Below are 12,772 nucleotides of genomic sequence, written 5' to 3'. Positions count from 1 at the left end.
CGCGAGGTAAGGAGTTCCGATGGCTATCAGCATGACAGAAGCCGCCGCCAACCACATTCGCCGCTCCCTCGACGGGCGCGGCAAGGGTGAGGGCATTCGCCTGGGCGTGCGCACCACCGGCTGCTCGGGCCTGGCCTACGTGCTGGAGTTCGTCGACGAGCTCGCCGCCGAAGACCAGGTGTTCGAGAACCATGGCGTGAAGGTCATCATCGACCCGAAAAGCCTGGTCTACCTCGATGGCACCGAGCTGGACTTCGTCAAGGAAGGGTTGAACGAAGGCTTCAAGTTCAACAACCCCAACGTGCGCGGTGAGTGTGGCTGCGGCGAAAGCTTCAACGTTTGAGGCTGGCCGTGGGTACTCCCTGTCATTTCGCCCTGTTTGAGCTGCAACCCGGTTTTCGCCTGGACCTCGACAAGCTGGCCGTTCGCTACCGCGAGCTGGCCCGCGAGGTCCATCCGGACCGTTTCGCCGACGCTTCCGAGCGCGAGCAGCGCGTAGCCCTGGAAAAGTCGGCGGCCCTCAACGACGCCTACCAGACCTTGCGCAGCGCGCCGCGCCGGGCCCGCTACCTGCTGGCCATCGGCGGCCACGAGGTGCCTCAGGAAGTCACGGTGCACGACCCGGACTTCCTGCTGCAGCAGATGCAGTGGCGCGAAGAGCTCGAAGACCTGCAGGACGAAGCCGATCTCGACGGTGTCGCCGTGTTCAAGAAGCGCCTCAAGGTCGCCCAGGACACGCTGAACGAGGATTTCGCCGCCTGCTGGGATGTTGCTGCGCAGCGTGAGCAGGCCGAGCGCCTGATGCGCCGCATGCAGTTCCTCGACAAGCTCGCCCAAGAAGTGCGCCAACTCGAAGAGCGCCTCGACGATTAACCCCGGCGTTGCCCGTGATGACGCCTAAGGTACTCAGATAAGCATGGCCCTACTGCAGATCGCCGAACCCGGTCAGAGCCCCCAGCCGCACCAGCGCCGCCTGGCGGTGGGCATCGACCTGGGCACCACCAATTCTCTCGTCGCCGCCGTGCGCAGCGGGCGCAGCGAACCGCTGCCCGATGCCCGGGGCAGTGTCATCCTGCCTTCCGCCGTGCGTTATCTCGACAACGCTGTCGAAGTCGGCCTGGCCGCGCGCGAGGCGGCCCCCAGCGACCCGCTCAACAGCATCCTGTCGGTCAAGCGCCTGATGGGGCGTGGCCTGGCGGACGTCAAGCAGCTGGGCGAGCAACTGCCGTACCGCTTTGTCGGCGGTGAATCGCACATGCCGTTCATCGACACGGTCCAGGGCCCGAAAAGCCCGGTGGAAGTGTCGGCCGATATTCTCAAGGTGCTGCGTCAGCGAGCCGAGGAAACCCTCGGTGGCGAGCTGGTCGGCGCGGTGATCACCGTCCCGGCCTATTTCGACGATGCCCAGCGCCAGGCGACCAAGGACGCCGCCAAGCTGGCCGGCCTCAACGTCCTGCGCTTGCTCAACGAGCCGACCGCAGCTGCCGTGGCCTATGGCCTGGACCAGGATGCCGAAGGCGTCGTGGCGATTTTCGACCTGGGCGGCGGTACCTTCGATATCTCCATCCTGCGCCTGACCGCCGGTGTCTTCGAAGTGCTGGCTACCGGTGGCGACACTGCCCTGGGTGGCGATGATTTCGACCATGCCATCGCCGGCTGGATCATCGAGCAGGCCGGTTTGTCCGCCGACCTCGATCCGGCCACCCAGCGCCTGCTGCTGCAGACCGCTTGCGCGGCCAAGGAAGCCTTGACCGACAGTGAAGCGGTCAGCGTCCAGCATGGTGCCTGGCAGGGCGAGCTGACCCGTGCCGCCTTCGAAGCCATGATCGAACCGATGATCGCCCGCAGTCTCAAGGCTTGCCGCCGCGCCGTGCGCGACAGCGGCATCGAGCTGGAAGAGGTCGGCGCGGTGGTCATGGTCGGTGGTTCGACCCGCGTGCCGCGTGTGCGCGAGGCGGTTGGCGCGCTGTTCGGCCGTACCCCGCTGACCTCGATCGACCCGGACCAGGTGGTGGCCATCGGTGCTGCCATCCAGGCCGACACCCTCGCCGGCAACCGCCGCGAAGGCGGTGAGCTGCTGCTGCTCGACGTCATCCCGCTGTCCCTGGGTCTTGAGACCATGGGCGGGCTGATGGAGAAGGTGATCCCGCGCAACACCACCATCCCGGTGGCCCGCGCCCAGGAATTCACCACGTATAAAGATGGCCAGTCGGCCATGATGATCCACGTGCTGCAGGGCGAGCGCGAGCTGATCAGCGACTGCCGTTCCCTGGCGCGCTTCGAACTGCGCGGCATCCCGGCCATGGTCGCGGGCGCGGCGAAGATCCGCGTGACCTTCCAGGTCGACGCCGATGGCCTGCTCAGTGTCGCGGCCCGTGAATTGGGCTCGGGCGTGGAGTCGAGCATCCAGGTCAAGCCGTCCTACGGCCTGACCGACGGCGAGATCGCCCGCATGCTCAAGGACTCCTTCGAGCACGCCGGCTCCGACAAGCATGCGCGCCAGCTGCGCGAGCACCAGGTCGACGCCGAGCGCCTGCTCGAGGCGGTGCAGGGCGCCCTGGACGCCGATGGCGAGCGCCTGCTCAGCAGCGACGAGCGCGACGCGATCGAATTCCAGATGCAAGAACTACGTGATTTGCTGACCGGCACCGATGGCGCCGCCATCGAGCAACAGACCAAGCGTCTGTCGCAGGTGACCGATGCATTTGCCGCCCGTCGCCTTGATTCGACGGTCAAAGCCGCACTGGCCGGGCGCAACCTGAATGAGATCGAGGAGTAACCGATGCCGCTGGTGACATTCCTGCCGCACGAGAAGTTCTGCCCCGAGGGCTTGACCGTGGAAGTGCCGACCGGGACCAACATCCTGGAACTGGCCCACGACCATCACATCGAGATGGAAAGCGCCTGCGGCGGCGTCAAGGCCTGCACCACCTGCCACTGCATCATCCGCAAAGGCTTCGACTCCCTTGAAGAAGCGGACGAGCTCGAAGAGGACATGCTGGACAAGGCCTGGGGCCTGGAGGCGCAGTCGCGCCTGGGTTGCCAGGTGGTCGTCGGCGATGAGGACCTCACCATAGAGATCCCCAAATATTCGCTCAACCACGCCGCCGAAGCGCCGCACTGAGGGTCTGTACATGAGTCTGAAATGGGTTGATGTACTTGAGATCGCCATCCAGCTTGCGGAAAGCAAGCCCGAGGTCGATCCTCATTACGTGAATTTCGTCGATCTGCGCGCTTGGGTCATGGCCCTGCCGGACTTCGATGACGATCCGTCGCGTTGCGGCGAGAAGGTTCTCGAGGCCATCCAGGCGGCCTGGATCGAAGAAGCCGACTGAGCGCACGCCGCAGGTTAGGCAATCCCCTGGAACCCGCGTATAATTCGCGGGTTTAATTTTTCGCAACACTCAATATTCTGGAGTTTTCCATGGCTGTTCAACGTACTTTCTCGATCATCAAGCCTGACGCCGTCGCTAAAAACGTCATCGGCAAGATCACCACTCGCTTTGAAGAAGCCGGCCTGAAAATCGTTGCTTCGAAAATCAAGCAACTGTCCAAGGCCGAGGCCGAAGGCTTCTACGCCGAGCACAGCGCTCGTGGCTTCTTCGGTGACCTGGTTGCCTTCATGACTTCGGGCCCTGTCGTCGTTCAGGTTCTGGAAGGCGAAAACGCCATCGCTCTGAACCGTGAGCTGATGGGCGCCACCAACCCTAAAGAAGCTGCTCCAGGCACCATCCGCGCCGACTTCGCCGAGTCGATCGACGCCAACGCCGTTCACGGTTCGGACTCCGAAGCCGCTGCTGCTCGCGAAATCGCTTACTTCTTCGCTGCTACCGAGGTAACCACTCGCTAAGCGAAAGCTTACGGGTGAGGGTGAATCCATGACGACATCGACTGACAAGATCAACCTGCTGGGGCTGACCCTGGCGGAAATGGAACAGTTCTTCGACTCAATCGGGGAGAAGCGCTTCCGTGCCGGTCAGGTGATGAAATGGATTCACCATTTTGGCGTCGATGATTTCGCCGCCATGACCAATGTCGGCAAGGTCTTGCGCGAAAAGCTCGAGGCCGTTGCCGAGATTCGCGGTCCGGAAGTGGTCAGTGAAGACATTTCCGCCGACGGCACCCGCAAGTGGGTGGTCCGCGTTGCCTCTGGCAGCTGCGTCGAGACCGTCTACATCCCCACCGACGATCGCGGCACCCTGTGCGTGTCGTCGCAAGCCGGCTGTGCCCTGGACTGCAGCTTCTGCTCCACCGGCAAGCAAGGCTTCAATAGCAACCTCACCGCCGCCGAAGTGATCGGCCAGGTGTGGCTTGCCAACAAATCCTTCGGGACCGTTCCGGCCAAGATCGACCGCGCCATCACCAACGTGGTCATGATGGGCATGGGCGAACCCCTGCTGAATTTCGACAATGTCATCGCCGCCATGAAGATCATGATGGAAGATCTGGGCTATGGCATTTCCAAGCGTCGCGTCACCCTGTCCACCTCGGGCGTGGTGCCGATGATCGACGAGCTGGCCAAGCACATCGACGTGTCGCTGGCCCTGTCGCTGCACGCGCCGAACGACGAACTGCGCAACAAGCTGGTGCCGATCAACAAGAAGTACCCGCTGAAGATGCTGCTGGAGTCGTGCATGGGCTACATGTCCACCCTCGGCGGCAAGCGCGTGCTCACCATCGAGTACACCCTGCTCAAGGACGTCAACGACCAGCCCGAGCACGCCGCGCAGATGATCGAGCTGCTGCGTGATGTGCCGTGCAAGATCAACCTGATCCCGTTCAACCCGTTCCCGCACTCGGGCTACGAGCGACCGAGCAACAATGCCATCCGTCGCTTCCAGGACCTGCTGCACCACGGCGGCTTCAACGTGACCACGCGCACCACCCGCGGTGACGACATCGACGCCGCCTGCGGTCAGCTGGTAGGTCAGGTCAACGACCGTACCCGCCGCAGCGAGCGCTACATCGCCGTGCGCCAGCTGGCTGCCGACGAGCCGCAAGACAGCGCCGCGCGCCCCTGACGAGCACCTGCCCCATGAGCCTGCGCGCCGCGCTGTCGATCCTGACGCTTTCGCTGCTGGCCGGCTGCGTGTCCGGCGGCGCGGGCGACCCCCTGGCCAGCCGCCAGGGGCGTGAGGCGGCGGGGCGGGCCTACGTGCAGTTGGGGCTGGGGTATTTGCAACAAGGTTTAACTGAGCGCGCCAAGGCGCCGCTGGGCAAGGCCCTGGCCCTGGACGCCCGTGACGGCGAGGCTCATGCGGCACTGGCCCTGGTGTTCCAGGCCGAGGATGAGCCCGCACTGGCCGGCGAGCACTTCGCCAAGGCCTTGGCCATCCGCCCGGATGACACACGAATCCGCAACAATTACGGCAGTTTCCTATATGCTCAGGGCCGTTTCGACGAAGCCCGGGCGATGTTCCTCCAGGCTGCCGCCGATACCTTGTATCCTGAGCGTTCCCGCGTTTACGAGAACCTGGGGCTCACCGCCCTGAAGCAGGGGCAGGGTAATCAGGCGCGTGCCTACCTGGAAAAAGCCCTTCGGCTCAATCAGCGGCAACCGAAGGCATTGCTCGAAATGGCTGAGTTGTCCTACGAAAACAGGCATTATGTGCCGGCCCAGGATTACTACGATCGATTCAGCCAGCTGAGCGACCAGGATGCCCGTAGCTTGCTGCTGGGCCATCGCCTGGCACTCGCCCTCGACGAACAGGGCACCGCGACCCGTTTGGGCCAGCAATTACAACGACTTTATCCCGGTACGCCGGAATATCAGCAATACCTGTCGGAGCAACGATGAAAGCCGCGCACACTGAAGTAGCAGCAGCGACTCGCCAGAACCCCGGTGATGTCTTGCGCCAGGCCCGCGAAAAACGCGAATGGAGCCAGGCCGAGGTCGCTCGCAAGCTCAACCTCACGGTATCTTCGCTGAACAACCTGGAAAACGGCGCCTTCGACAAGCTGCCCGGGCACACCTTCGCCCGTGGCTACATCCGTGCCTACGCCAAGCTTATGGACATGGACCAGGCGCCCCTGGTCGAGGCCTTCGACCAGATCACCGGCACCCACGCCCAGGGCAGCGAAGTGCACGCCCTTGGCCGCATCGAAGAGCCGGTGCGGCTGTCGCACAATATCCTGCGGGTGGTCAGCCTGTTGCTGTTGGTCGCGGTGGTCGGCGGTGGCTTCTTCTGGTGGCAGGACCAGAGCAGCCTGCGCGGCAAGGACCTGGCCAAGATCGCCCTGGAGCACGTCGAGGTCGAGAGCGCCGACGGCACCACGCAGATTCATCCGCTGGACGAGCCGGAAGACCAGGCCGTAAGCGAAGGCCAGCAGCCCGAGGGCGAGGTCCTGCCACTGGAGCCGAACGCTACCGAGCAGGCGCCGGTCGCCGAGACCCAGGCGCCAGTTGCGGCCGTGGCACCCGCCGCGCCAGCCACCAGCACCGCGCCGGCAGCGGCCGCCGCCGCACCTGTGGCACCGGCTGCCGCGCCAACCGCTCCTGCCGTGGTCACGCCCACCGCGCCTGTTGCCGCAGCGCCAGTCGCACCGGTCGCGTCGACCGCGCCAGTCGCAGCGCCTGCGCCCGCTGACGCCGCACCGGCCCCGGCCGGCAGCGCCAAGGTCCATATCCAATTCACCGCCGATTGCTGGACCCAGGTCACCGACGGCAACGGCAAGGTGCTGTTCAGCGCCATCAAGCGCAAGGGCGACAGCCTGGAACTGACCGGCAAGCCACCGTTCGCGGTGCGCCTGGGCTTCGCCCGCGGCGCCCAGGTGAGCTACAACGGCCAGGCGGTCGATGTCGCCCCGTTCACCAGTGGCGAAACCGCTCGCCTGAAGTTGGGACAGTAAGTCATGCACGGCGAATCTCCGATCAAACGTCGCGAATCCCGCAAAATCTGGGTCGGCAATGTGCCGGTGGGTGGTGATGCGCCCATCGCGGTGCAGAGCATGACCAACACCGACACCAACGATGTCGCCGCCACCGTGGCGCAGATCCAGCGCCTGGTCGATGCCGGCGTGGACATCGTGCGGGTCTCGGTGCCGGACATGGACGCCGCCGAGGCGTTCGGCCGCATCAAGAAACTGGTCAGTGTGCCGCTGGTCGCCGACATCCACTTCGACTACAAGATCGCCCTGCGCGTGGCTGAGCTTGGCGTCGACTGCCTGCGCATCAACCCGGGCAACATCGGCCGCGAAGATCGCGTGCGCGCCGTGGTCGACGCAGCCCGCGACCGTGGCATCCCGATCCGCATCGGCGTCAACGCCGGTTCCCTGGAAAAGGACCTGCAGAAGAAGTACGGCGAGCCCACCCCGGCGGCGCTGGTCGAGTCGGCGCTGCGCCATGTCGAGCACCTCGACCGCCTGGATTTCCAGGACTTCAAGGTCAGCGTCAAGGCCTCCGACGTGTTCATGGCCGTCGAGGCCTACCGCCTGCTGGCCAAGCAGATCATCCAGCCGCTGCACCTGGGGATCACCGAAGCCGGCGGCCTGCGCTCGGGGACGGTGAAATCCGCCGTCGGCCTAGGTATGCTGCTGGCCGAAGGCATCGGTGACACCATCCGCATCTCCCTGGCCGCTGATCCGGTCGAGGAAGTGAAGGTCGGCTACGACATCCTCAAGTCGCTGCACCTGCGTTCCCGTGGCATCAACTTCATCGCCTGCCCGAGCTGCTCGCGGCAGAACTTCGATGTGGTCAAGACCATGAACGAACTGGAAGGGCGCCTGGAAGACCTGCTGGTGCCGCTGGACGTGGCGGTAATCGGTTGCGTGGTCAACGGCCCGGGCGAGGCCAAGGAATCGCACGTGGGCCTGACCGGCGGCACGCCGAACCTGGTCTACATCGATGGCAAGCCATCGCAGAAACTGAACAACGACAACCTGGTCGACGAGCTGGAAAAGCTCATCCGCCAGAAAGCGGCCGAGAAGGCCGAGGCCGACGCGGCGCTGATCGCCCGCGGCTGAGACACAGATTCGTAAGGACTACTCGTGAGCAAATCGCTGCAAGCCATCCGTGGCATGAACGACATCCTGCCCGACCAGTCGCCGCTGTGGCGCTATTTCGAGGGCACCGTGGCCGGCTTGCTGGACAGCTACGGCTACAGCCAGATCCGCACGCCGATCGTCGAGTTCACCGAGCTGTTCAAGCGCTCGATCGGTGAAGTCACCGATATCGTCGAGAAGGAGATGTACACCTTCGAGGACCGCAACAGCGACTCGCTCACCCTGCGCCCCGAAGGCACCGCAGCCTGCGTGCGTGCCGTGCTTGAGCACGGCATCACCGGCAACGGCCAGGTGCAGAAGCTCTGGTACATCGGCCAGATGTTCCGTCACGAGCGTCCGCAGAAGGGCCGCTATCGACAGTTCCACCAGATCGGCGTTGAGGTGTTCAACCTCGATGGCCCGGACGTCGACGCCGAACTGATCATGCTGACCTGGCGCCTGTGGGGCCTGCTGGGCATCCAGGACGCAGTCGAGCTGCAGCTCAACAGCCTGGGCACCAGCGAAGCCCGCGCCCGCTATCGCGACGCGCTGGTCGAGTTCCTCTCGGCTCGCCTCGAGCAACTGGACGAGGACAGCCAGCGCCGCCTGAAAAGCAACCCGCTGCGCATTCTCGACAGCAAGGATGCGAACACCCAGGCGGTACTGGTCGGCGCGCCGAAGCTGGAAGACTACCTGGACGAAGAATCCCGTGTGCACTTCGAGGGCCTGAAGGCCCGCCTCGACGCCGCCGGCATTCCGTTCGTGATCAATACCAAGCTGGTGCGCGGCCTGGACTACTACAGCAAGACCGTGTTCGAGTGGGTCACCGACAAGCTCGGCGCCCAGGGCACCGTCTGCGCCGGTGGCCGCTATGACGGCCTGGTCGAGCAGATGGGCGGCAAGCCGACCCCGGGCGTGGGTTTCGCCATGGGCATCGAGCGCCTGATCCTGCTGCTGGAGACCTTGGGCAAGGTGCCCGAGTCGATCAGCCGCACCATCGACGTCTACCTGTGCGCCTTCGGCGAGCCGGCAGAGCTGGCCGGCCTGCGCCTGAGCGAAAGCCTGCGCGATCGCCTGCCGGGCCTGCGCCTGGCGGTCAATGCCGGTGGCGGCAGCTTCAAGAGCCAGTTCAAGAAAGCCGACAAGAGCGGCGCGCTGTTCGCGCTGATTCTGGGCGACGACGAGCTCGAGAAGCAGCAGATCGGCCTGAAGCCCCTGCGTGGCCAGGGCGAACAACAGAACATTGCCTGGGATGCGCTTGCCGCGCACCTGGAAACCGCGATCGCCCAGGCGTGACGCGGTCTGACAACGAATAGGCGAATAGGAGTATTGGGGTGTCGAGTACCGATGATGAGAGCCTGGCAGCAGCCAAGGACTGGTGGAACCGCAACGGCAAGCCGCTGCTGACCGGCGCCCTGCTGGCCGGCGTGGTGGTGTTGGGCTGGCAGACTTGGCACAAGTATCAGGCCAACCAGTCCCAGGGCGCCTCGGTGCTGTACCAGGCGCTGCTGGAAACCTCGTTGACGCCTGACGGCAAGCCCGACGCGAGCAAGGTCGCCGAGCTGTCCGGCAAGCTCAAGAGCGAGTTCGGCGGCACCGCCTACGCCCAGTACGGCAGCCTGTTCGTGGCCAAGGTCGCGGTCGAGAGCGGCAAACTGGACGACGCGGCCAGCGAGCTGAAGAGCGTGCTGGACAAGCCGGCCGACGCCACCCTCGGCGAGATCTCGCGCCAGCGCCTGGCCCGCGTGCTCGCGGCCCAGGACAAGGCCGAGGACGCGCTCAAGCTGCTCGAGGGCGACACCGACAAGGCCTTCCTGGCCAGCCGCGAAGAACTCAAGGGCGACCTGCTGGTACAGCTGGGCCGCGCCGACGACGCGCACAGCGCCTACGAAAAAGCCAAGGCCGCGCTGTCCGACGACGCCGCGATCGGTGGCCTGCAACTGAAGCTGGATGACCTGGCCAAAGGGGACGCCTGAAGTGAAGGGTTGGAAACAAGCAGCAGTGCTCACCCTCGCCGTGCTGGCGGCGGGTTGCAGCAGCAACAGCAAGAAGGAACTGCCCCCGGCCGAGCTGACCAAGTTCACCGAGGAAGTGGTGCTGAAGAAGCAGTGGAGCCGTTCGATCGGTGACGGCCAGGGTGAGACCTACAACACCCTGGTGCCGGCCATCGAGAACGACCGCATCTATGCCTCCGACGTCAACGGCGAGGTCTTCGCGCTGAACCGCATCACCGGCGACGTGGTGTGGAAGAAGGACCTCGAGCTGCCGGTATCCGGCGCCGTGGGCGTGGGCTACGGCCTGGTCATGCTGGGTACCCTCAAGGGCGAGGTCATCGCCCTGGACTCCAGCACCGGCGAGGAGCGCTGGCGCTCGCGCGTCAGCAGCGAAGTGCTGGCGCCGCCCGCCAACAACGGCGACGTGGTGGTGGTGCAGACCCAGGACGACCGTCTGGTCGGCTTCGACGCCGCCACCGGCGACCGCCGCTGGATCTACGAGAACAGCCCGGCCGTGCTGACCCTGCGTGGCACCGGCGCGCCGGTGGTGACCAACCGCCTGGCCGTGGCCGGCCTTTCCACCGGCAAGGTGGTAGCGGTCGACATCAGCAACGGCGTGCCGGTGTGGGAGAGCCGCGTGGCGATTCCGCAGGGCCGTTCCGAGCTGGACCGGGTGGTGGACATCGACGGCGGCCTGCTGCTGTCCGGTGGCACGCTGTACGTCGGCACGTACCAGGGCCGCGTCGCCGGTCTGGAGCTGGAAAGCGGCCGTGTGCTGTGGCAGCGCGATGCCTCCAGCTATGTGGGTGTCGCCCAGGGCTTCGGCAACGTCTACGTGAGCGAAGCGTCGGGTACCGTGCAGAGCGTCGACGAGCGTTCTTCCAGCTCGCTGTGGAGCAACGACTCGATGGCCCGCCGTCAGCTGTCGGCGCCGGAAGTGTTCTCCAGCTATGTGGCGGTGGGCGACTTCGAGGGTTACCTGCACCTGCTCAGCCAGGTCGATGGCCGCTTCGTCGGCCGTGAGCGTATCGACAGCGATGGCCTGCGCGCCCGACCCTTGGTGGTCGGCGACACCATCTACGTCTTCGGCAACAGCGGCAAGCTCGAGGCACTGACCATCCGCTGAAGCTATGCTTGAGCTCGCTCGCGGGCTCAGGCCGCGGCGCATGACGCGCCGCCCGAACTCCGGCCGCTGCCTTGCAGCGGCCTTTGCATTTTCAAGAATTCAAGAGTGGAGAGCCGCATGGTTCCCGTAATCGCCCTGGTGGGCCGGCCGAACGTCGGTAAATCCACCATGTTCAACCGCCTGACCAAGACCCGCGACGCCATCGTCGGCGACCTGTCGGGCCTGACCCGTGACCGCCAGTACGGCGATGCCAGCTGGCAGGGTCGTTCCTACATCCTGATCGACACCGGCGGTATCACCGGTGACGAAGTCGGCATGGACGAGAAGATGGCCGAGCAGTCGCTGATGGCCATCGAGGAAGCCGACTACGTGCTGTTCCTGGTCGATGCCCGTGCCGGCATGACCGCCGCCGACCAGATGATCGCCGATCACCTGCGCAAGCGGAACAAGGAAGCGATCCTGGTCGCCAACAAGATCGACAACATCGATCCCGATATCGCCCGCGCCGAGTTCTCGCCGCTGGGCATGGGCAACGCCATCCCGGTGGCGGGCTCCCAGGGCCGCGGTATCAACGCCCTGATGGAGTCGCTGCTCGGCCATATTCCCCGTGATCCCGAGGAAGAAGCCCTCGACGAGGATGTCGCCGAAGGCGAGGAGGCCACGCGCATCCCCGGCCCGAGCGAGAAAGACGGCATCAAGATCGCCATCATCGGTCGCCCCAACGTGGGCAAGTCGACCCTGGTCAACCGCATGCTCGGCGAAGAGCGCGTGGTGGTGTACGACCAGCCGGGTACCACCCGTGACAGTATCTACATCCCGTTCGAGCGTGATGGCGAGAAGTACACCTTCATCGACACCGCCGGCGTGCGCAAGCGCGGCAAGATCCACGAGGAAGTCGAGAAGTTCTCGGTGGTGAAGACCCTGCAGGCGATCAAGGACGCCAACGTGGTGATCTTCGTCATGGACGCCCGCGAAGGCGTGGTCGACCACGACCTCAACCTGCTGGGCTTCGCCCTGGACGCCGGCCGCGCCGTGGTCATCGCCCTGAACAAGTGGGATGGCATGGAGCCAGGCGAGCGCGACTACGTGAAGACCGAGCTGGAGCGCCGGCTGTTCTTCGTCGACTTCGCCGACATCCACTTCATCTCGGCGCTGCACGGCACCGGCGTGGGCCACCTGTACAAGTCGGTGCAGGCCGCGTTCAAGTCGGCGGTCACCCGCTGGCCGACCAGCCGCCTGACGCAGATCCTCGAAGACGCCATCAGCGTGCACCAGCCGCCGCTGGTCAACGGTCGCCGCATCAAGCTGCGCTATGCCCACCTTGGTGGCGCCAACCCGCCGCTCATCGTGATCCACGGCAACCAGACCGACAAGATCCCCAACTCCTACTCGCGTTACCTGGAGAACACCTACCGCCGGGTGCTCAAGCTGGTCGGCACGCCGATCCGCATCGAGTACAAGGGCGGTGACAACCCGTTCGAGGGCAAGAAAAACACCCTCACCGATCGCCAGGTCAACAAGAAGCGCCGCCTGATGTCGCACCACAAGAAGGCCGAGAAGAAGCGTCGCGACAAGCGTTAACAACCGCTTGTCACGCCATGCGAAACCCCTGTAGGAGCGGCCTTGTGTCGCGAAAGGGCTGCGCAGCAGCCCCAGGGTTCATCAGGACTGC

General features: G+C 65.0%; 14 protein-coding genes. All 14 read left to right on the top strand.

The annotated features are described in order from the left end of the window. Positions 1-19 precede the first annotated feature (19 nt). Positions 20-343 (top strand): iron-sulfur cluster assembly protein IscA, encoded by a 324-nt coding sequence (gene iscA, locus V0R62_RS10035; protein WP_023630636.1) that lies wholly within the window; start codon positions 20-22, stop codon positions 341-343. Between the two features lie 8 nt (positions 344-351). Continuing rightward, positions 352-873 (top strand): co-chaperone HscB, encoded by a 522-nt coding sequence (gene hscB, locus V0R62_RS10030; protein ID WP_186733520.1) that lies wholly within the window; start codon positions 352-354, stop codon positions 871-873. A gap of 43 nt (positions 874-916) precedes the next feature. Further along, a complete protein-coding gene (gene hscA / locus V0R62_RS10025; protein WP_050704360.1) occupies positions 917-2,779 on the top strand; it encodes a Fe-S protein assembly chaperone HscA in 1,863 nt (620 codons plus the stop codon). Between the two features lie 3 nt (positions 2,780-2,782). Continuing rightward, complete coding sequence (fdx, locus tag V0R62_RS10020) at positions 2,783-3,124, top strand: ISC system 2Fe-2S type ferredoxin (RefSeq protein ID WP_028689592.1); 342 nt, start codon at positions 2,783-2,785, stop codon at positions 3,122-3,124. 10 nt (positions 3,125-3,134) lie between these two features. Next, a complete protein-coding gene (gene iscX / locus V0R62_RS10015) occupies positions 3,135-3,335 on the top strand; it encodes a Fe-S cluster assembly protein IscX (protein WP_028689593.1) in 201 nt (66 codons plus the stop codon). An 89-nt stretch (positions 3,336-3,424) separates the two neighbouring features. Next, positions 3,425-3,850 carry a nucleoside-diphosphate kinase gene (ndk, locus tag V0R62_RS10010; RefSeq protein WP_011532343.1) on the top strand — a complete coding sequence of 142 codons (426 nt, stop codon included), beginning with the start codon at positions 3,425-3,427 and terminating at the stop codon, positions 3,848-3,850. 28 nt (positions 3,851-3,878) lie between these two features. After that, positions 3,879-5,021 (top strand): 23S rRNA (adenine(2503)-C(2))-methyltransferase RlmN, encoded by a 1,143-nt coding sequence (gene rlmN / locus V0R62_RS10005; RefSeq protein WP_028689594.1) that lies wholly within the window; start codon positions 3,879-3,881, stop codon positions 5,019-5,021. Positions 5,022-5,035: 14 nt separating this feature from the next. Further along, positions 5,036-5,797: a type IV pilus biogenesis/stability protein PilW gene (gene pilW / locus V0R62_RS10000; RefSeq protein WP_330103608.1), complete on the top strand. Its 762-nt coding sequence runs from the start codon at positions 5,036-5,038 to the stop codon at positions 5,795-5,797. After that, positions 5,794-6,849 (top strand): RodZ domain-containing protein, encoded by a 1,056-nt coding sequence (locus V0R62_RS09995; RefSeq protein ID WP_330103607.1) that lies wholly within the window; start codon positions 5,794-5,796, stop codon positions 6,847-6,849. Before pilW ends, V0R62_RS09995 begins: the two co-directional genes overlap by 4 nt. Before the next feature lie 3 nt (positions 6,850-6,852). After that, positions 6,853-7,962 carry a flavodoxin-dependent (E)-4-hydroxy-3-methylbut-2-enyl-diphosphate synthase gene (ispG, locus tag V0R62_RS09990; protein WP_028689597.1) on the top strand — a complete coding sequence of 370 codons (1,110 nt, stop codon included), beginning with the start codon at positions 6,853-6,855 and terminating at the stop codon, positions 7,960-7,962. A gap of 24 nt (positions 7,963-7,986) precedes the next feature. Further along, entirely contained in the window at positions 7,987-9,276 is a 1,290-nt protein-coding gene (gene hisS / locus V0R62_RS09985; RefSeq protein WP_330103606.1) for a histidine--tRNA ligase, read from the top strand. A 38-nt stretch (positions 9,277-9,314) separates the two neighbouring features. Further along, positions 9,315-9,956, top strand: coding sequence for a tetratricopeptide repeat protein (locus tag V0R62_RS09980; RefSeq protein ID WP_050704050.1), 642 nt, complete (start codon positions 9,315-9,317; stop codon positions 9,954-9,956). Next, complete coding sequence (gene bamB / locus V0R62_RS09975) at positions 9,931-11,100, top strand: outer membrane protein assembly factor BamB (protein WP_189656930.1); 1,170 nt, start codon at positions 9,931-9,933, stop codon at positions 11,098-11,100. Before V0R62_RS09980 ends, bamB begins: the two co-directional genes overlap by 26 nt. Positions 11,101-11,217: 117 nt before the next feature. Beyond that, the gene (der, locus tag V0R62_RS09970; protein WP_023630727.1) at positions 11,218-12,681 is read left to right on the top strand and encodes a ribosome biogenesis GTPase Der; all 1,464 of its coding nucleotides are present in this window, start codon (positions 11,218-11,220) and stop codon (positions 12,679-12,681) included. Positions 12,682-12,772 lie beyond the last annotated feature (91 nt).

The sequence above is a fragment of the Pseudomonas carassii genome, assembly GCF_036324045.1.
In the GTDB taxonomy this organism is placed as follows: domain Bacteria; phylum Pseudomonadota; class Gammaproteobacteria; order Pseudomonadales; family Pseudomonadaceae; genus Aquipseudomonas; species Aquipseudomonas peradeniyensis.
The sequence above is the reverse complement of the archived record's forward strand: the minus strand, read 5'-3'. Positions and strand labels throughout refer to the sequence as shown.